Genomic DNA, 20637 nt, shown 5'->3' on the forward strand with positions numbered 1-20637 from the left:
ATGATTTATATATGGAAGGGGTGCTCACAATGTCAAAAGAACGGCTACGGATTGCTGCATTAGGCGGTGTACACGAGATAGGCAAAAATATGTATTTCCTGCAATATGGGGATGATATCGTGGCTATTGATTGCGGGTCCAAATTTCCTGACGAGAGCCTGCTTGGGATCGACTTAATTATTCCGGATGTAGCTTTTTTATTAGAAAATATCGATAAGGTACGGGCCCTGGTTGTAACTCACGGACATGAGGATCATATCGGAGGTATCCCTTACCTGCTGAAGCAATTAAATATTCCTCTCTACGCCTCCCGCCTGACCCTGGGATTAATCGAGAATAAGCTCAAAGAACACGGGCTTCTACGTCAAGCCAGCCTGAATTGCATCAATTCGGACTCCATCCTCACGTTCGGCCAAATCACCACTAGCTTCTTTAATACCAATCACAGTATTCCGGACTGCCTGGGTATTGTCTTTGATACCCCCGAAGGAACTGTTGTCCACACGGGCGATTTCAAATTCGATATGACCCCGGTGAACAAACAATATCCGGATATACATAAAATGGCGGACATTGGAAAAAAAGGTGTCCGGTTTCTGCTCTCGGAGAGCACGAATGCTGAACGTCCCGGATTTACTCCATCCGAGCAGCTGGTGGGCGCCCATTTGGAAGAGGCCTTCAAGAAAGCAGAGCGCAGAATCTTTGTCTCCACCTTCGCCTCCAATGTACACAGGCTGCAGCAAATCGTTGATGCCGCTATCCTCACGGGGCGGAAGCTTGCCTTGCTTGGACGGAGTATGGTGAACGTTGTTGCTGTGTCTAGGGAGCTGGGTTACTTGACCATTCCTGAGGGAATGCTGGTCGAACCTGCGGAGGCTGCCAAGCTGCCGCTGCATGAAATAGCTGTCCTGTGTACGGGAAGTCAAGGCGAGCCTATGGCGGCATTATCCCGCTTGGCGAATTCAAGCAACCGGCAGATGGAAATCGGTGCCGGAGATACCGTGCTCCTTGCAGCCAATCCGATTCCGGGCAATGAACGCAATGTATCCAGGATTGTAGACAATCTGTATCTCCTCGGCGCACGGGTGATTTATGGATCGCGCAGCGAGCTTCACGTGTCCGGCCACGGCAGCCAGGAGGAATTAAAGCTGATGCTGACCTTAATGAAGCCGGAGTACTTCATTCCGATTCATGGGGAATACCGGATGCTGCATCACCACCGCTTATTGGCCGAAGCTGTCGGGGTACAGGGAGATCATATCTTCCTGCTCAAAAATGGCGAGCTGGTGGAGTCGGCAGAAGGAGTTGTCCGCCAATCAGGAAGGGTGACTGCCGGGCAGATTTTTGTGGATGGCCTTGGAATTGGCGACATTGGCAATGTAGTCTTGCGGGACCGGCGCCAATTATCTGCTGACGGGGTACTGATCACGGTTATTACTCTTAGTCAATCGGATGGGCGGCTGTTGAACGAGCCGGATACGATTTCGCGGGGATTCATTTATGTCCGCAATTCAGACAATCTGATGGATGAGATCAATCAGTTGGTCAAGGCAACTCTTCAGAAGATGAGCGAGGCTGACTTAGGTCAGTGGAATATTATTAAGCAGACCCTAAAGGTCACATTAAGCAAATTTCTTTATGAGAAGACGAAACGCCGTCCCATGATTCTCCCTATCATTATTGAAGTGTAAACGGAATTTCAAAGGGGTAATATTTCTGTAATTTTTGCAGATTATCGGGAATGCTAACCCTGTTTCCATTTCAAAGATAAAGGAGCTTACTTATAACTTCTTGTTACCCCTCTCAATGGATTGGATTCTCCAAAACTGATTTTACAAATTTAAGGCCTGCGGATTCCGCAGGCCTTTCATTTTGGTTGTCCTACAAACTACTTTATCAGAATAAACTAACGGTATAACGGGGGTGGACAATATTAACATTTTTGTAGGTTATATCTTTCTGGGTTTATCCCTTTCGGCGCCCATCGGTCCCATTAACGCAGCACAGCTGGACAAGGGTCTCCGCGGAGGATTTCTGCACGCCTGGGCGGTTGGCCTTGGTGCAGTCAGCGCAGATATTATTTACATGCTGCTCGTCTATTTCGGCATGATTCATTTGCTGGATGCTCCGTTTGTCAAGGCTTTTCTGTGGCTGTTCGGATTCTTTGTCCTTGTCTACACAGGGGTGGAGAGCATCAAGAGTTCGGGTGAAGTTTCGGTAGCAGAACTGAGAGGAAGTGAAGCCTCCCTGTTCAAATCCTTTCTATCCGGGTTTCTGATGTCACTGTTCAATCCCCTCTCTATTCTGTTCTGGCTAGGCATTTACGGATCAATATTGGCCGAAGCGGCAAGCCAGTACCCGATGCACCAGCTGCTGCTGTACAGCGGAGCCATCGTGCTGGGGATACTGCTCTGGGATGTCACCATGGCAGCGGCCTCCAGCATTTTCCGCAAATTCCTGACCGTCCGGGTGCTAAAAGCAATCTCTGTATGCTCCGGTCTGTCACTGGTCGGATTTGGTTTCTATTTTGGTGTACAGGCTGTTCAGCTGCTCTTTCTCTAGAGCATTCAGCATCCGCGAAGTGAGCGGACTTCCCGGAATGCGTTTCTGGACTTTTATCACATTTTTCAACAATCAAAATTTGTTCATTTTTTGTTCAGTTAAGACGTTTACACTGTTTCAATACTCTCACACGTATATGCAGATGAGAAAAGATTATCCCAATTAAGTATACGGAGCAAGGAGAGATTATTATTGAAGCCTCTACTGTTGGTGACCGGGTTAAGGTCAGTATTACGGATACAGGAGTAGGAAGGGATGATGAAACCACGGCCCGAATATTCAATCCGAATGAACAGGGGCAACAAACTGTTGAAGGTGGAATAGTCCCTTCATCACAGCAGCAGATGCACTTGATACCAGAAGATGCTTCATCCAATTGAACAATACTACCTCCAGGCTGTTGGAAGAGATCACGCGGGGGGCAGTGGCTGAGTCTAACATTCGAGAAAGGTTTTTTGGGTATTCAAAAAGGCACCCTGAGGTGCCTTTCATATCGGTGTTTGAAGAGTGCTTTGTCATTTCTCAGCACAGATCATGAACATCGGCGTTGACCGGTTCAGGACCTGCTGTTTCTCGTCCAGTACTTTGGCGTTCAGATTCTCTTCAGCATAGATAACGGAGTACCCTTCTTCCTTGAGAGTCAGTATATCCCATTCTGGACGCCACTCTCTGGTCAGGGGCAAAACAAGGCTCAGACGGTCAGTTTCCTCTATATCCTTATGATGCGGAAGCTCACCGAAACCCTTATCCACATAGGCTTGCTGATCCTCTGCGTGCTTCCGCTTCATCTCTTCGTCCCAAAGATGACGATTCCAGTTGGCATCAAAGACCAGCAGCCGTCCTCCCGGCTTAAGGACTCTTCTCCACTCTTTGTAGGCTGACTGCGGATGGGTGAGGCTCCAGGTGACATTGCGGCACACGATCAGATCGAAGCTCTCCGCAGCAAAGTCAAGCCTGTGCGAATCCATCTTGCGGAAAGTAACCGTCACACCCTCCCGGCTGGTGTGGGCCCGCGCTTCTTCCAGCATATTGTCGGTGCAATCAATCGCAGTAACCAGATGCCCGGCACTTGAGAGAATCACCGAGAAGAAGCCGGGGCCACAGCCTATATCAAGAACATGCAATCTTTCCTTCTGTGGTGCATGGGCGAGGATAAGCTTCAGCCAGGCTTCCCGCTGGAATCCGTTAAGCTCCTTTTGAATACCTTCACTATACAGCCCCGCTTCGCCTTCCCAATACATTTCCACCTCTTGTTGTATACTCATCTATCATTCACTCCTTCTTGGCAAGTATCATGAACCGGTTTACATTCTGATAGCCGTATTTCAAATAATTCAGCGGCATCGCACGGGCAGGGATAAAGTTCCGCTGAACATCAATACTGCGGAACTCGGCCAGTCTTAGTGCGGCCTCATCAGCTTCAGGCCGCAGTACATTAACAAAGGGCAGCCCGCTTAACAGCTCCTTATCTTGACTGCTCCGCTGGCGGATTCTTTGTTCTGTAAGCAGGATCAGTGTCCAGGATAAGGCATACCAAAGTCTGCGGAATACAGTCTTGCTCTCTTTATATAAATAGTTGCCGTCAAAAATAATCAAGGTCCCGCCCGGTTTCAGCACCCGGTACCATTCGGCATAAGCCCGCTGCGGATCAGGCAGCGTCCATACCACATCCCTGCAGACCACTGCATCGAAGCTATCTTCTAGCTCCATATCCAAGCCGGCAGCATCACCGACATAAGCCGGAACCTGGTATCCGTAACTTTTGAAATTCCGTGAAGCTCTTTCAATCATTCCCGGAGAAGCATCCAAGGCTGTAGGCAGATGACCCATCTGTGATAAGAGGATGGAGAAAAATCCGGGGCCTGTTCCTACATCCAGCACCTTTTGCCCGGGTTTTGTCCCCAGCCCTTTCATAAGCAGCTGCTTCCAGAGGCTGATGGTTTTTGGGCTGCGGAATTGCGTCTGTATGACTTTGTCATAACTCTCCGAGCTTGAAGTCCAGTATTTCGAGATCTCTTTCAGCATCATTCTTCACCTATGTCCAGCTGGTTCCAGAAGATTGGCGTAAAGGTGGTGTACCCCGGCCGGAATCCGGTTACTCTATTATTTACTGCCAATATATCATCAGGGAAATATATAGCTGCAAACATAGCCTCCTGATACATTTTGGAGAAAATAGAGTCATATGCGCTCTGACGTTCCTGAAGGCCGGTTGCTTCTACTGCGGTGTCAATTTGTGATTCCAATGCAGCATCAGACCATACCACTGCAGGGGCTTCAGCTGTTGCATGGAACAGGGACAACAGGAACGCATGCGGATTATAGGCATCATCATAAGTCCGGTACATGATCAGATCATAGGCTTTGCTTGTCCACAACGCATCGTAGTAGGCATTCGGCTCAAGCACCTGAAGATTGACGGCAATGCCAATCTCCCTTAGCTCAGACTGAATCAGCTCACTGATGGATTTCCATTCCGGATATTCAGCCTGCTGGAGCACGAAGTTAAGCTCTAGCGGTAATCCGTCCTTCTCGGCAATCCCGTCTCCGTCCGTATCCGTGTAGCCGGCAGATGCCAGCAGCTGCTCCGCTTCCTGCGGATCGAAGCCGTACCAGGTATTATTGGACTCCGTTACATAAGGGACCGTCAGCGGGAACAAGCCTTGGGCTTCACTGCCGATGCCGTCCATGAGATCTTCGACTATGCTTTTTTTATTGATTGCCAGATTGATCGCTTTGCGCACATTCAGATCCTGAAGAGCAGGCGTATTATAATTAAAGATCATGAAATGAGAGTTAGTTCCTGGTGCTTTTTGCAGACTTAATGAGGGAGCTGCTTCGATTACCGGCACACTTTCCACCGGGATTTTACCCAATTGGCCTCCAGCAATGTCAACATCCCCGCTTTGCAGTGCCAGTACTCTGGACTGCGGGTCAGGGACGACCTTCAGGATAATTTTGGAGAGCTTCGGCATTTCTCCCCAATAATTCGGATTCCGGACAAGTACGGCTTCCTGATCTGTTGTGTAGCTCTCTGCCATCCAGGCGCCAGTTCCGATCGCTTTGATAAATGTACCCGTAATATCCCCGGCAGGCTCCACAGCAGAAGGGCTGATCATCCGTACCGGTCTGGCAAAGGATAACTCCGTTAAGAACGGATAATAGGCTTTGTTGAATGTCATTGTAATCGTATGTTCGTCCACAACGTCAAGGGACTCCATTGCCGTAGCCACATTTAATGAATTGGCCGGATCCTTGATCCAGCGTTCGAAGGAGAATTTAACCGCAGCGGCATTAAACGCCGTACCGTCAGAGAACTTGACGTCCTTTCGGAGCTGGAACGTATATACTTTTCCGTCTTCAGAAATATCCCAAGACTCCGCAAGCGCTGGCAGAATTTCGCCCCTTTCACCATACTCCACTAATCCGTCATAGATCATCGCGTGCACATTCATCGAACCGTCATAGGCCCCGGCATCCAAGCGGTCTATACCGGGATCAGAGGATATGGCAACAGTGACAACCTTCTCCTGGATAGCAAGATCTTGTGCGGCCTCGTTATTCGCAGGCTGATTGGCATCAGCTGTAGACGGGCTGTTACTGTTGCTACACCCGGATATCACCATAATTATTACAAGAAGCAGGAAGAATAATGATTTGGATAATAGGCTTGTTGTCTTAGGATTCTTTCTCATTCATGGTACACCCTTTCTTTACTTAACATCAAAGTCATGGCTGGTATGCCACTCTGTCCCCGGTCTCTTCTTCCTTAAGCGTGGGTCCTGCACAGGTACCGAAGAGAGCAATACTCTTGTATACGGGTGGTCTGCTTGACGCAACATTTGTGCGCCTGATTGCTTCTCCACAATTGCTCCTTGATGCATCACAGCCACACTGTCACAAAACCGGTTTACAACGGACAAGTCATGCGTAATGAATACATAGGATAATCCCAGCTCGCGCTTCAACGCCAGCAGCAGATCCATCATTTGCTTCCGTAAGGTGACATCAAGACTCGAGAACGGCTCATCACAGATGATCAGCTCCGGCCGCAGCGCGATCGCCCGCGCAATTCCAACCCTCTGCTGCTGCCCGCCGCTGAGTTCATGCGGATAACGGTGAATATGCTGCCGTTCAAGTCCCACCAGCTCAAGGGTGTCTGCTACCGTGACCCTGCGGGCTCCGGCCTTACACTCTCCGTAATTCCGAAGAGGCTCCCCGATAATCTGCTCCACTGTAAACAATGGATTAAATGAAGCCAGACTGTTCTGAAATACCATCTGCATCTTCCTGCGGATCATGCGCATTCCGCTGAAGCTCCAATCCGTATAATCCTCATTCTTGTATAGAACTCTTCCGGAGGACGGTTTCTCCAGTCCCAGCAGGAGTCTGGCCAAAGTGCTCTTACCGCAGCCGCTTTCCCCTACTAGTCCAAGGGTCTCACCGCTCTCTAGACTGATTGACAAGTTGTTGACGGCATGGACATTCCTGGCATTACGTGTGAACCACCCCCTTTCCGTGCCGTATTTTTTATTCAAATTCACCGCCTCCAACAGCCTCAAGTTCACCACATCCAATTCATTAATGTAATATTATCGTTGTTATCTGCAATCCATTAAGTATTTAGTATAGGGATTCACCGGATTTGAGAAAATGTCAAACACATTGCCCGATTCAACAATCTTCCCGGACTTCATCACATACACATAATCCGCAAGCTCTGCAACCACGCCGAGATCATGCGTAATTAATAGAATGCCGACCTCGTTCATACATCTGATTCTGTCCAGTTCTTCAAGAATCTGGGCTTGAATGGTTACATCCAGGGCCGTTGTAGGCTCATCGGCAATAAGCAAGTGTGCACCGGTAACCAGTGCGATGGCGATCATTACCCTTTGACACATCCCCCCGCTAATTTGAAAAGGATACTGATTGAAAAGCTGCTCCGGATCGCCAATACCCGCCTGCTGCATCTGCCTCATGGCAAGCCGCTTCGCCTCTTTTCCCGATACCCGCTTATGCAGTTTAATCGTCTCCATGATCTGCCTGCCGATGGTAAGCACCGGATTCAGTGCATTCATAGGATCTTGAAAGATAGCAGCCATCCCGGTTCCCCGGAGCTTCCTTAGCTGACGGCTGGAGCACTCCCGAAGATTGTTGCCCTTAAGCCAGATTTCCCCGCTCTCAACGATGCCCGGAGGATCTACTAAGCCTAGGATGGACATTGCCGTAACACTTTTACCGCTCCCGCTCTCGCCTACCAGCGCGACAATCTGCCGGGATCTCACCTCGATACTGACATCATCTACCGCCGCAAGGGTATGACTCCCTGTGTGGAAGCAGGTGCGTAGATGACTGACCTTCAGCAGCGCAGTCTCTGCACTCATGTTCTGGACCCCCGCTTCCCTGCAGAATTGATATTATGCTCTGAGCTCTGCAAGCCTTCTCCCAACAGATTAAAGCCCAGAACCGCCAGCATGATCATCACACCCGGGAAGAGCATCAGCCGCGGCTCTGTCTGAATATAGGCACGGCTGTCGTTCAGCATAACTCCCCATTCCGGTGCAGGCGGCTGAGTTCCCAAACCCAGAAAGGACAAACCTGCAATGGAGAGCATAATCGTACCCACTTCCATAGAAGCAAGAACCAGAATAGGCCGGGCAGCGTTCAGCAGAATATGCCTGAGTATAATTTGTGAATGAGAAGTGCCTGACGCTTTGGCGGCGGTAATATATTCACTTTCCTTGATTTGAAGCACCATGCTGCGTATCACTCTGGCATACCCGGTCCACCAGACTGCAGCGAATGCGATTAACAGATTCTTCATACTGGGACCCAGCATGGCAGTAATGGCAAGGGATAGAATTAAGCTGGGAAAGGCAAGCAATATATCTATGATACGCATAATCAAATGATCGATCCGGCCGCCGGCGTAGCCTGCCAGGAGCCCGACAGGGATGCTAATTGCAAAAACAACGATCAACACCATGAACGAATAATACAGGGACGTTCGGGTCCCATAGATTAACCGGGATAACACACAGCGTCCCAGATGATCGGTACCGAGCGGGTATTGCCAGGAAGGCATACCCAATTTATGTTCCATATGTATCTGCAGCGGATCAGAGGGAGACAGCCACGGGGCAAAGAGCCCGGCACATATGAACACAAGTACGATACCCGCTCCTACCTTTGCTCCGTTATTCTTAAATAAGGGAATACGAAATATGATCATCCGCTCCTTCTACAGCGTCACCGCAGCCTGATTCGCGGATCCAGCAGGAGATGTAACAAATCTACTGTCAGGTTAATCAGGACAACGACAACAGCCATCCATAATACGTAACCCTGAATGACAATATAGTCTTTGGCAAAAATCGCCTCGATGGCATACTTGCCCATTCCCGGCCAGGAAAAAATAGTTTCAACAATAACAGAACCGCCCAATAATCCCGCTATATTAACCCCAAGGAGGGTAAGACTCGGAAGAAGCGCATTACGCAGTGCATGCCGAAGGATGATTCTCCATTCCTGGAGTCCCTTAGCCCTGGCTGCTGTGATGTAACGCTTGCCCATAACGTCCAGGAGACTAGAACGGATCAAGCGGATGTAGACGCCTGCCATTCCAAACCCCAATGTAAATGCAGGCAGAATGACACTGGCTGCCCCATCCATTCCCATCACAGGAAACAGCTTAAACTTCACCGCACCATAATAAATCAGGAGCAGACTAAGCCAATATCCCGGCATGGAGACACTGAGCAGTGCACAACCTCTTCCCAGCCGGTCAAACATTCTACCGGGATAAAGTGCAGATCCCACTCCAAGAGGCAGGGCAATAAGAATAGCAGACAATACAGAACAGCTACTTAGCAGTACCGTAGCCGGAAATCTGCTTATCAGCTCTGTGAACACTGGACGGCTGCTGCTGTAAGATATACCTAAATCGAGATGGAGCACCCGGTTCAACCACTGAAAATATTGCATATGTATAGGCCCATCCAGACCCAGAGCATGTCTGGTTGCCTCAATAGCTTCATGTGTAGGCTTAATGCCGTCAGCACGCAGCATGATCTCCGCCGGATCCCCGGGTGTTAAGTGCATCAGCGCAAAGGTAATGGCAGAGATGCCCAGCAGCACGGGAATGAGCTGCAATACGCGTTGTAAGAGATATTGTTTAATGGCGTTCAACTCCAAAGCCTTAATCGTAATATTTACGATTATATCATAAATGTTTTAAATTAATAGTCTTAAAATTATTTAATTCAATTCGCATATGATAAATTGTGTATATCTTCTAATAAAAAACAGCGGCAGACCAAGACTTAATAAATAAAGTCTTAGACTGCCGCTGTTGTCATCTATGCTATTGATTCAGTTCCAGATACTCCATCTTTCTATACCCGACATCCCTTATTTTCGAACGATTCATCAGTTAACGGGGAAAGAGGGTTCCGGAACCACCTCTGTCCTCCGGGGAGCAGTCCGCTCATAAGTAACAGGATAGCTCTGGCTTCCCAGCAGAATCCGCTTCCCTTGGAACTCATCATAGATATTCACCCGCACCGTTCCGCCGGTAAGGGTCTTATACGCTTTGTTGTTCAGCGAGAAGGACAAGCTGCCTAAGGCTCCGGCCGGTTCTTCGCCCAGAGAGAGAAGCTTCTCCGAGGGCTGTCCGAACGGATCGATCAGCTGGACCACAAGCTTATGTTCGTTCGCTGCAGTAACATACTGCTCACTGCGGGTTACGCGGTAGTTCATCTGTGCCTCTATGGACTCCCGGTCTTCGGGCATCGTGGCTGTAGCCTGGGTCACGGACAGGGAGTACGGGAACAGCTCCAGCTTCTGAAGGGACGGCTGCGGTGCGGGATTCGCCGGGTTAAGCTCAAGGCCCACGGTATGAATGTAGGCGGTCGGCGCTCCCCCGGGTGCGGTCAGCTTGCCTCCAGAGATTCCTTCCCCGAGATAGAGGGTTAGCTCCGAAGCATTGATCTCCGGCGGAAGCTTGCTCCAGACAGTCACGAGACTTTTCTCCTTGGCATTCAAGGCCGCGGCGGACTGCGAGATTACCGCTTCGAAATACTGATGATCCGGGGTCCGGTAATAGCCCACCAATTGCGCGGGCTGGGTTCTCCGTAATTCCTCGTTTGTCATCACCAGCTCGGTATAGACCAGCTTGGAATCCGCGCCGGGATATATCCGTGTCTGTCTCTCCAGAACCTCTGCTTTCTTCCCGGTCAGCTCAAACTGGAACGGCTCTCCGGCCGCAACGGTTCTTAAGGTATTACCCAACTGGCTGGTGAAAAGTGTAAGGAAATTCGCCTTGGCCTCTCCCGAAGCATACTGGAGGATAATCTTCAGCTTCGTGAGATTATAGGAATAAGGAAGGTTCCCTGCGATATACAGCACCGCTGTTTCCTGCGGAGCCAACTGGCTCTTTGAACCGTCGATCACCATCTGCGAAGTGCCGCTGATATCCATATCTCCCGCCTTTAGAAGAGCTGTAAGCGCCGGGAGTTGTACACTCGCCACACCTGTGTTCCGGAGGCTGACCTTGGTCACTATCTGATCCTGGTCCGACCACGGCAGGCGTTCTACCGATTCGAGCTTCACTACGAAGCTACCCAGACTATTCTGCACAGGATATTCAGTCGCCAGCAGGTGATCCGGCTGCAAGGAATACGGAATCTGAAAATAGGCCGCCGGGAAGGCGATCCGGTTCGCTTCAGCCGGCTCAGTCATCTGTAGCTGGAGAACGCCCTGATTCAGCTTCAGAGGCAACTCTGCGCTGAGTTCTACCGTCTGCTCTTCCAGTGGCTTAAGCGTCAGACCCGTAAGCGCTTCATTACTCACAGGATAGCTATATCCCTCGGAAGCGATTAGGCTGAACGGGTAATCCGGCAGGGTCACCGCCTGGTTGCCTGTGTTCCGCACACGGAACTTCAGGCTCCATTTTGCCAAATTGTCCTCTGCATACACCGCCGCGCTTGCCAGTCCGGTCTCAATCGTATGGTTACCCACCTTGAGCTTGGCGACTGCGTTAACGGGTACGGTGAAGTTAGGCAATTCCGCTGCGGGCAGCTTATATTGAGCAACTGGAAGTTTCACTTGCAGCGTGCTGTCTTCCTGGACAAATTGCAGGGACATATTATCCAGCTTCGTATAGGAAGGGAGGTCTGCCAGATAGTACAGGGTTCTTTTCTCCTTGGGCTGAATCGGGTAATCAGCATGGTCAGCGTTCAGCTCAAACCTGGAACCGCCCGAGGATACCAGATATCCCTTGAGGCCTGTATCCTTAAGAACCTTGGCACCCAAATTGGACAAGGTCATCCCAACCCTGGCGTACACTTTTCCGTTCGTTTTAACAATCTGCAGGCTTTCCGCCTTGCTGATAACCGGCATCTCTCCCAGGACCAGCTTCTTGCTCTGGCCTCTGGCGATTACCGTGGAGTAGGAGCCCGGAATTGTAAACATCCCGAGCTTCTTCTGGTAATTCGCCTGACTGAAGTCCCAGCCGAATAGGGAGATGCGGACTCCGTTTATTTTGGCAGCCTGACCCGCATTGACGTAATACGTCACCGGCTGGCTGCTATTCGCCGGAATGGACTTGATTGCAGCACTGCTTGTCACCGGTTTGCCCTGAATAACAGCGCCGCCTGAAGTGGTGACCTTGGAGAAATAATCGATTAAGCTTACGTTGCTGCTGCTCCCGTTGTGGTAATTCAAGGTGTACGTAAGAATATTCCCGCTCTCCTGGGGCTGAAGAGATGCGTCCAGCAGCTTCACACTCACGCCACTCTTCAATGAGACCGCCCCCAGTCCCTCCAGCGTGGACACGGCGGCTGAAGCCGCGGTTCCCGCTGAAGGTCCGGCCGCTGCCGTATAGGCTCCGAAGGCGATGGATTGGCTAAGAACCGCCAGGCTTAGCATGGCGACAGCATATTTTCTCGTGGAATGATACATGATTCTCTCCTCCCTTAACTTCGCTTAAGCTTGCGGCAGCCGCATCTCGAACCTTGTCCATATTTCATTACTCTCTACAGACAAACTCCCCTCATGCTGCTCTACGATATTGCGTGCAATGAACAGACCGAGACCGGTGCCGCCCTCCTGATGTGTCCGCGCCCGGTCCCCCGAATAATACATCTCGAAGATATGCGGCTGCTCTTCCGGCGGAATGGGATTTCCATAATTGATCACCTCAACCACTACTACGCCTGAATCGAGACGGCCTTTAATATCCACATACACACCTTCTTGTCCATAACGGGCGGCATTGGTCAGCAGATTCCCTAGTACACGTACCAGCAGATCCCCATCTCCATAGACGCTTAAGCCCGGAGTAACATTCAGCCGGGAGGTCAGGCCATTCCGCTCGAATACCGGGTACAGCTCCTCGTTCAATTGTCTCAGCAGCTCGCTGAGATCCAGGTGTGTCTTCACCATAGGCAGCGTGCCATAGTTCATCCTGGTGATCTCGAACAGCCCGTCAATCAGCTTCTCCAGCCGCTGGGACTTGGTGAAGGCAATGGTAGCGAAATGTCTGATCGTCTCAATAGGCAATTGCTTATCCTTAAGAATCAGATCCAGATACCCGAGCACGGAGGTGAGCGGTGTACGCAGATCATGCGCCAAATTGACGACAAGCTGGTCCTTGCTGCTCTCGGCGAAATCGCCCCTCTTGACCGCCTCCTGCAGTTTAGCCCCTGCCACATTCAGATCCTCGGCGATTGCGCTGAACTCATCCCTGGAGGCGATCTGCACCTGATTCTGAAATTCTCCGTTAGCCAGATGATGAATGCCCTTGGATATCTCGTCAAGATAGCGGATGTACGGCTGGGTGAACTTGAAGAAGAATATCAGCATCAAGGGGATAAACAGCATCAGGAACACATTGAAATCTCCGATCCTGAAGATCATCCGGCGTAATTCTGCCTCCGGGTCCTCCCACCGGACCCCGGCGTAATAGAGCTGGAGCAGCTTAAACAGTCCATAGATCATACTGCCTGACAAGAGCATGCTTACACCCAGTAACTGGACCAATCTGGCTCTGAAGCCCCGGAGTCTCTTAGGCATTGAATGTGTACCCGACACCCCAGATGGTTTTGATGAACCGGTCCTTATTCTGATCCTCTCCCAGCTTCCTGCGCAGGGTGCGGATATGTACCATCACGGTATTGCCGCTTTCATAGTACGCTTCGCCCCATACCCGCTGAAATATGCTCTCTGCACTAAACACCTGCTTGGAGTGGCTCGCCAGCAAATAGAGGATGTCGAATTCCTTGGGTGTGAGGTCAATCTCTTCTCCATACAGCGTAACGGTGTGCCGGTCAGGGGAGATGATGAGCCCGCCCAGCTCCAGAACTGAAGTCAGATGGGCCGCCGGAGGCTGGCTGAACTGCAGGGAACGCCGCAATTGAGAATTGACACGGGCCAACAGCTCCATAGGATTGAAGGGCTTAATCATATAATCGTCAGCTCCCATCACTAGACCGGTAATCTTATCGAAATCAGAGGTCTTGGCACTCAAAAAAATAATCGGCAGATTATGCTTCACCCGCACCTGGCGGGTGACCTCGTACCCGTCCAGCTCCGGCATCATAATATCCAGGATCGCCAGGTCGATGGACTGTGATTGAATTGCCTGCACCGCCGCTTGGCCATCAGATACTTTGATACAGTGATACCCTTCCTTCTGCAAATGCAGGGCCACCAGGTCGGCAATATCTTTCTCGTCCTCTGCGATCAGAATAGTGACTCTCTTCATACCGGAACCCTCCTAGGCCTAGATCTATTCGTTCAGGTATGTGGTCGCCTTATTCTGAATCAGCTTCGCCACTTCCTCCGCTGTTTTCTGTCCGCTGAAGAAGGCGCCCATCTCTTCTCCGAGAATGGAGAGAATCTTGAAATCCAGCATGGCGAAGTTATCCGCAGTATTCATCAGCTCTTGAAACTCCTTGAACTGCCCTTCAGGCACACTTACAGGCATGCCGCTTGGGAGCTTATACGTTCCGCTCTTCACCTGCTGCTGAAGCTCACTGAGCTGCTTGTCATTCACCGATTGGAGCAGGGAGAAGCCTTCTCTGCTCTGGAGGGACTGCGCTTCCTCAGAGAGCAGGAACTCTATGAACTTCCAGGCATGATCTGCAACCGGCGATTTGGCCTGTATCGCAAATGTGGAGGTCGGAATAATCCGCATGGCGCCGGAGCTTCCGCTATGTGGCTTATGCAGCAGCTTTGGATTGGCAAAATAAGTATACGGAACATTGACGAAATCGGCCGGGGTTTGCAGAACGGCGGAATAGAACAATTGATTCCCGGCTTCCGCCGGCTTCGAGGTCATCACTTTATCGTCATACATCTCTTTAATTTGCCTCATCATAAATATGAATGCAGGGGAATCAAACTTGGCTGTCCGCGCAGCAGAATCTACAAACTGGTTATAGCCGTCCACCACCATCTCCTGAAGAAGGACCTCCGGCGGATTCTCCGAGATCGCATAGCGATGACCGGAGCCTGCCTTCTCCTCGGCTTCAATCATTGATTTGACAATCGCATTGAATTCCTGCCAAGTCCAGCTCTTATCGTCTACGTTCGTGTGCTTGAGCGCTTCCCCATCTCCAATGAACGCTCTCAGATTGTACCCCGAAGGAATGATATAGGTGCCGCCATTCAGCTTCAGGGCATTCAATACATTCATTGCAAGATTATCCTGCTTCAGGGTTTGCGACTGCTTCAAGTAATCCTCCATATTAAGAAATAGCTGCTTGTTCACATATTCACTGACAGGCAGGCTGCCGGTTTCATAAATGTCGGCTCCTTTTCCCGAGAGCAGGGCCGTAGCGGTGCTTTTCAAATATTTCTCATAATCCGGCCCTTCCATAGTCTCGCCGATCCCCTTGTAAGCCTGAATCTGCAAATCAATCTCAGGATAGACCTTTTCAAACTTCTGCTCTACAGCACGGTAGAATTCAGTGTCCAGCTCAACGGATAACGTAACGACCGTCTTCCCGCCTGTGCTCGAAGCTTCCCCGCTGCTCCCAGGGCTGCATGCAGTCATTAGGGTGGTAAAAGCAAGGCTCATGCCCAGCCAACTCTTCTTCATCTTCATTTATCAATACCTCCTAAGATTCTTCGTATTGTATGTCGTACAACTGCTGCTTACTGGAGACGTACGCGATTCCCGTCCTGTAAGGGCTCACTGCTCTCCAGAATAATCATTTCATCTTCATACAGGCTATCCGTTTGGATGACGCTGTCTATACCATTGGTGGTACTGGACCGGATCTGAACTTCGCGGGCAACAAACACATTGCCTAATGCCCCCCTCTGCTCCTCGATTTTGTACACATAGCTGCGCTCCCCTGTCTGGTGGATAGCCTTACTCGGGACCACCAGCCCCTCTTGAAGAGACGGCTTGTTCAGCTTGATCTGAACCTGCTCACCCCCCTTAAGCGAATCATCCTCCAGCACCATAAAAACATTCTTTTGAGGGATTTCCTCCGTCTTGCCGTTCTCCTCAGCAGGTGAGCTGCCGATACGCGCCTGAACATCCTTGATCTCCGTAACCTTCCCCTGTTCGGAGCGGACCTGTGGCCCCTCCGAACTCTGAACCTCCACCTCTAGCTTCTCTCCTAAGGAGACCCCGAGACTGGATAACAGCTCCGCATCCGCCGTAAAATCAAATTGATACCCCTTGCTGCTATTGGAGATGACCAGATCCGGCTCCCCCGCAGACAGCATCTCCGGAATGGCATTCACCGTGGTTACAATCCCGTCGAATGGAGCCTTCAGTTGCTGCTCACTGGTTAACTTTTCTCTCAGATCAGCAATTTTACGCGTCTGCATGGCCTGATCAATCTTGCCCGCCTCAATCTCTCGTCTGGCCCTGCGAATCTGAAGCTCATCCCCCTCCAGGTACGTCTGAATGAACTGATCCTGCAGAGTTTGCTGTTCGATCTTCTGCTTGTCCAGGAGCGTGATTTCATCCTGCAGCTCTGATTCAGCAGTCTGGCTGTCATAGAGAATCAGCTTCTGCCCCTTCTTGACCTTGTCCCCCTCCTTCACAAGAATCTGCCGGACCTTCCATCCGCTGGAATTCAGAAGCTGCGCTTCGCTCACAGGCCGCAGCATCCCGCTGCCCTCCAGCGTGAATTCAAGGCTACGGCTCTCCGGTTTGACCGTCGTCACTTTGGGCAAGGTCAAGGACTGCAGCGTATTGCTGAAAAAGGTGAAGAAGAGCAGCACGCCCAAGAGCAGAAGGAAGGCCTTTCTGATTATTTTTTTGCGCCTGCGGTCTGCCGGCACCCCTGTAATCTCCATATCCCGTCTTTCTCCTCCTTCCTTAAAAGTTCCCTCACACGCGGGCATTACCCCTTAATCCCAGACAATTGGACACCTTCAATGAAATACGTCTCCGCATACAGAAAGAGAAGGACCATCGGAGCCATATAGATGGCAGAAGCGGCAAAGGCAAGCCCCTTCTCGCTGCTGACATTGGACAGATAGACCGAGAGGGGCTGCCTTAACGGGTCGTCCAGGAAGATCAGCGGCTGCTCCACCATATTCCAGTAATCGACGAATAACAGAATCGTGAGTGCGGCCAGGCCCGGCTGAACCATTGGAATAATAATGGTATAGAAAATCCGTAAATGTCCGGCGCCATCCATCTTGGCCGCTTCGATATAGGCATACGGAATGTCCAGCATGAACTGCCTGAGCATGAATACACCGAAGGCCGCAAAAATACCGGGCAGGATAATGGCAACTGAGCTATTCAGCAGCCCCAGCCGTTCCGCCATGATGTAATTGGGCACAAGAGTCACCTGAAAGGGCATGAGCATCGTCAGGACATAGATAAGAAACATGAATTCCCGACCCCGGAATCTCAGCTTGGAGAACGCATAGGCAGCAAGCGCAGCTATAAGCGTCTGTCCGGCAATGATGGGCACCACCAGGAATACCGAATTCCAGAACAACGACAGGTACAACGGGCTGTCCATCAACACCTTGCCGTATTGCTCCAGGGATACCTGATCCGGCAGCCATTTCAAATTTGCAAAGAGATCATTTCTCCCCTCCATAACCTTGTTCATTTGTCCGACAGGACCGTAATTGATCCCTATTTCACGGGTACTCATGAATGAATTAATGAGGGTCACCCCAATCGGGAACAACATTACGAGAGCAATCGCCCCCATCATGACGGTTAACGCTAGCTTGTGTATGACTTTACCAACTGGCAAGACCTCTCCACCTCTATTCCATATATCGCCGGTAGCGGCGTTCCATGGCGAACAACCCGAGTACGATGATAAGAATGCCGCCAACCATTAAGGTGGACGCAGCCGTCATCTTCGGGAGGTCGAGCGACAGGAACATATTGTTCATAAAGTGCTGCAGCATATAGATGCTGTCATGCGGATAGGGTCCGGCAATCAGATATGTCTCCCGAAATACCTTGAAGGAATTAATGATCGACATAATGACGACAAAAAACATCGTGGAGGTTAAATAGACCAGCGTAATGCTCCGGAACTGCCTTAGTCGGCCAGCCCCTTCAATCTGGGCGGTTTCGTAGTAATCCTTCGGGATCTGCTGCAGTCCGGCCAAGAACAGGATCACGTTATACCCGATGTTTTTCCATATATACATCGTTATGATTACATTCCGCGCTGCCTCTGTCTTCATCCAATCCACCCGCGCCAGACCGAAGCCGCTCAGCCAGGCATTCAGCGCCCCGTTCCAGTCAAACAGGATCTGCCAGACCAGGATAATGGAGGCGACAGGAACGACAAGAGGGAGTACATAGGCAGTTCTCAGCCATTTTTGACCATACAAGCTTCTATTGAGCAGCAGCGCCAACCCAAGCGACAGTACAATCAGCAGCGGAACACTCACCAGGCTGAAGTAGAAAGTACCCGAGGCTGCCTTGCGAAAGGAATCGCCCGCAATCAGCTCCCGGTAATTCTGCAGTCCCACATACTGCCCGCCCACCGTGCGGTCCATGAAGGAGTAGAACACGCCCATCCCAAACGGAATCAGGTAGAACAGTGCAAACCCTGCCACACTGGGTGCCAGAAATAACCATGCAATCGATGAATCCTTACGGGCCCAATTCTTCAAGCTACTCCCTCCCTGTCCTCAAGAATAGGAAAAACTGTTTAAGAAGAAGTCGGGTAAAGATTAAAACTTTCTTAAATTCTCTGATATTCCCAAAGCAAACTACCGCAGCCCGCCACATAGCAAAAAAGCCGCAAACGGATGCCTCATCCATTCGCAGCTATTTGTGCACAAATTCTTTGGCGGTAGATGCCTTTCCGCAAAACGAATCAGGAATTCTCAAATGACATACTTTGCCTATTCTTTACTTTTCCCTCCTGGGGATTCTCACCTCAACTGTTGTACCCTGGCCGATTTCACTTTTGATCGTAATCCCGTAGGTTTCGCCAAAATAAATACGGATTCTCTCCTGGGCGTTGAACAGTCCGTACGATTTGGATTGCCTGTTTAATACCGTATCCATGGTTTCCCGGGTCATTCCCGGACCGTTGTCTTCAATGCCGAATACAATGGTGTCTTCCTCAAAGCAAGCCCGCAGGCTTATCCTGCCGCGTCCTTCCCGTTTGTTATCTACACCGTGTTCAATCGCATTCTCCACAATAGGCTGCATAATCAGCTTAATCATTTGACAGCCCAGAACTTCCGGATCCACCTCGTACACCACATCAAAGCTGTGGTCATGCATAATCAGCTGCAGATCAATATAAGATTTCGTATTTTCCAGTTCATCATGAACGCTGATTACATCTTGCCCTCTGTTCAGGGTCGTCCGGTAAAATTTGGAGAGGGTCGTGGTGATTTTACTGATGTCATAGGCTTTGATAGCTATAGCTTTCCAGTTGATCAGCGACAGGGAGTTATAGAGAAAATGAGGATTAATCTGGGCCTGCAGCGCTTTCAGCTCCGCGTCCTTCTGCACAACCTTGCTGCGGTAGACTTCATTGAACAGCTCATTCAGGCTTTGCAGCATATCCTTGAAACGCGACGTCAGCTCACCGATTTCGTCATTCGAATCCACAATAATGTCTACATGCAGATCCCCGCGGGTCACCCTTTTCATCGTGCGGTTCAAGCGGTAGATCCTTCGCACAAAAGCATTCGATAACAGCCAGACCGCCGGCACCAGAATCAGCAGGCATATCCCGACCGTGAGTATGGTGGCGCGGAGAATTGTCTTGGCGTCGACGCCGATCGAGTCCTTGGGCATATAAAAGACAAGCTTCCAGCCCGTTGCGCTAAGCTCTTGGGAGATCACGATGAAATCATTCGCTCTGCCTTCCGCCGCCTGGGCCGATTCAAAGGGCGGCAGCCCATTCTGATAAGCAAAAACAGGCTCCTCCGCTCCATTCTCCACCAGAACGCCGTAATCACCGGAGACTACATTGGTCAGGCCCGCAAAAATATCCTGGCTGTCAAATCTTAAATAAATCAGGTTGTCATACTGCGTTCCCGAACCACCCACCATTCTCCGCACGGCGGACAACGCCGGACCTTCCTTGATCCATTGTGTCTGCCCGCTTGCCATCGCTGCTTCAAACCAAGGCTCCCCGGATACGTTGCCGATTGGCAGAATCGTATTTTTCCGTTCCGTAATATTATTTCCTGTATAAACCGTCAGCTGCCTGATTTCTTCGTTCAGAAACATAAGCGTATTGAACAACGGCTCCACGATGGTATTCAGATCATTGTACATATAATAATAATTATCGGAGTAATCATTGTTGAAGACGGACACCACACTGGAGTTAAAAGTGAACGAGTCCAGCGCGGCACTTAGCTTGCCGAACTTATAATCCAGATTGGCGGCGATTTCCGACACATTGTCGGTTAAGGTCAGCCGGGCCTGCTGAACAAGCAGATTCCTGGATTGATCATACGAATACCAGCCAAGCACACTGAGCGGAACAATGATAACGAGTAAATAAGAGACAAACAGCTTATGCTTAATTCTTAGATCCCTGATGAACCGGCCCAAGCGCTCCAGATCTACCCCTCCTGTCTTAAGCTCTTTTC

General features: G+C 50.4%; 17 protein-coding genes. 2 read left to right on the forward strand and 15 right to left on the reverse strand.

The window, feature by feature from the left end:
* The first annotated feature begins 29 nt into the window (after positions 1-29).
* Both R50912_RS23380 and R50912_RS23385 read left to right on the forward strand, forming a co-directional pair.
* On the forward strand, positions 30-1691 hold the full coding sequence (locus R50912_RS23380) for a ribonuclease J (RefSeq protein WP_231637698.1): 1662 nt from the start codon (positions 30-32) through the stop codon (positions 1689-1691).
* Positions 1692-1932: 241 nt separating this feature from the next.
* Positions 1933-2562, forward strand: coding sequence for a LysE family transporter (locus R50912_RS23385; protein ID WP_042243072.1), 630 nt, complete (start codon positions 1933-1935; stop codon positions 2560-2562).
* A 515-nt stretch (positions 2563-3077) separates the two neighbouring features.
* Here R50912_RS23385 and R50912_RS23390 read toward each other — a convergent pair.
* The 15 genes from R50912_RS23390 to R50912_RS23460 form a co-directional block, all read right to left on the reverse strand.
* Positions 3078-3827: a class I SAM-dependent methyltransferase gene (locus tag R50912_RS23390; RefSeq protein WP_042238269.1), complete on the reverse strand. Its 750-nt coding sequence runs from the start codon at positions 3825-3827 to the stop codon at positions 3078-3080.
* Between the two features lie 7 nt (positions 3828-3834).
* Positions 3835-4587, reverse strand: a complete 753-nt coding sequence (locus R50912_RS23395; protein ID WP_042238272.1) for a class I SAM-dependent methyltransferase — start codon at positions 4585-4587, stop codon at positions 3835-3837.
* A complete protein-coding gene (locus R50912_RS23400) occupies positions 4587-6257 on the reverse strand; it encodes a nickel ABC transporter substrate-binding protein (protein ID WP_042238274.1) in 1671 nt (556 codons plus the stop codon). Before R50912_RS23400 ends, R50912_RS23395 begins: the two co-directional genes overlap by 1 nt.
* An 18-nt stretch (positions 6258-6275) precedes the next feature.
* Complete coding sequence (locus R50912_RS23405) at positions 6276-7106, reverse strand: ATP-binding cassette domain-containing protein (RefSeq protein ID WP_231637914.1); 831 nt, start codon at positions 7104-7106, stop codon at positions 6276-6278.
* Positions 7107-7163: 57 nt separating this feature from the next.
* Entirely contained in the window at positions 7164-7949 is a 786-nt protein-coding gene (locus R50912_RS23410; protein WP_052416645.1) for an ABC transporter ATP-binding protein, read from the reverse strand.
* Entirely contained in the window at positions 7946-8797 is an 852-nt protein-coding gene (gene nikC / locus R50912_RS23415; protein WP_042238278.1) for a nickel transporter permease, read from the reverse strand. The genes R50912_RS23410 and nikC overlap by 4 nt, the downstream gene beginning before the upstream one ends.
* Before the next feature lie 17 nt (positions 8798-8814).
* Entirely contained in the window at positions 8815-9753 is a 939-nt protein-coding gene (nikB, locus tag R50912_RS23420; RefSeq protein ID WP_231637699.1) for a nickel ABC transporter permease, read from the reverse strand.
* A gap of 240 nt (positions 9754-9993) precedes the next feature.
* Positions 9994-12525 (reverse strand): hypothetical protein, encoded by a 2532-nt coding sequence (locus R50912_RS23425; protein WP_042238279.1) that lies wholly within the window; start codon positions 12523-12525, stop codon positions 9994-9996.
* 24 nt (positions 12526-12549) lie between these two features.
* Positions 12550-13638 carry a sensor histidine kinase gene (locus R50912_RS23430; RefSeq protein WP_042238280.1) on the reverse strand — a complete coding sequence of 363 codons (1089 nt, stop codon included), beginning with the start codon at positions 13636-13638 and terminating at the stop codon, positions 12550-12552.
* On the reverse strand, positions 13631-14329 hold the full coding sequence (locus R50912_RS23435) for a response regulator transcription factor (RefSeq protein ID WP_042238281.1): 699 nt from the start codon (positions 14327-14329) through the stop codon (positions 13631-13633). Before R50912_RS23435 ends, R50912_RS23430 begins: the two co-directional genes overlap by 8 nt.
* A 24-nt stretch (positions 14330-14353) precedes the next feature.
* On the reverse strand, positions 14354-15673 hold the full coding sequence (locus R50912_RS23440; RefSeq protein WP_156123283.1) for an ABC transporter substrate-binding protein: 1320 nt from the start codon (positions 15671-15673) through the stop codon (positions 14354-14356).
* 50 nt (positions 15674-15723) lie between these two features.
* On the reverse strand, positions 15724-16884 hold the full coding sequence (locus R50912_RS23445) for an efflux RND transporter periplasmic adaptor subunit (protein WP_042238283.1): 1161 nt from the start codon (positions 16882-16884) through the stop codon (positions 15724-15726).
* A 47-nt stretch (positions 16885-16931) separates the two neighbouring features.
* Positions 16932-17765 carry a carbohydrate ABC transporter permease gene (locus tag R50912_RS23450; protein WP_042243084.1) on the reverse strand — a complete coding sequence of 278 codons (834 nt, stop codon included), beginning with the start codon at positions 17763-17765 and terminating at the stop codon, positions 16932-16934.
* Between the two features lie 55 nt (positions 17766-17820).
* Positions 17821-18687 carry a carbohydrate ABC transporter permease gene (locus R50912_RS23455; protein ID WP_042238285.1) on the reverse strand — a complete coding sequence of 289 codons (867 nt, stop codon included), beginning with the start codon at positions 18685-18687 and terminating at the stop codon, positions 17821-17823.
* 241 nt (positions 18688-18928) lie between these two features.
* Positions 18929-20599: a sensor histidine kinase gene (locus tag R50912_RS23460; RefSeq protein WP_052416646.1), complete on the reverse strand. Its 1671-nt coding sequence runs from the start codon at positions 20597-20599 to the stop codon at positions 18929-18931.
* Positions 20600-20637 lie beyond the last annotated feature (38 nt).

Origin of the sequence: Paenibacillus sp. FSL R5-0912 (assembly GCF_000758605.1) — a bacterium.
In the GTDB taxonomy this organism is placed as follows: Bacteria; Bacillota; Bacilli; order Paenibacillales; family Paenibacillaceae; genus Paenibacillus_AQ.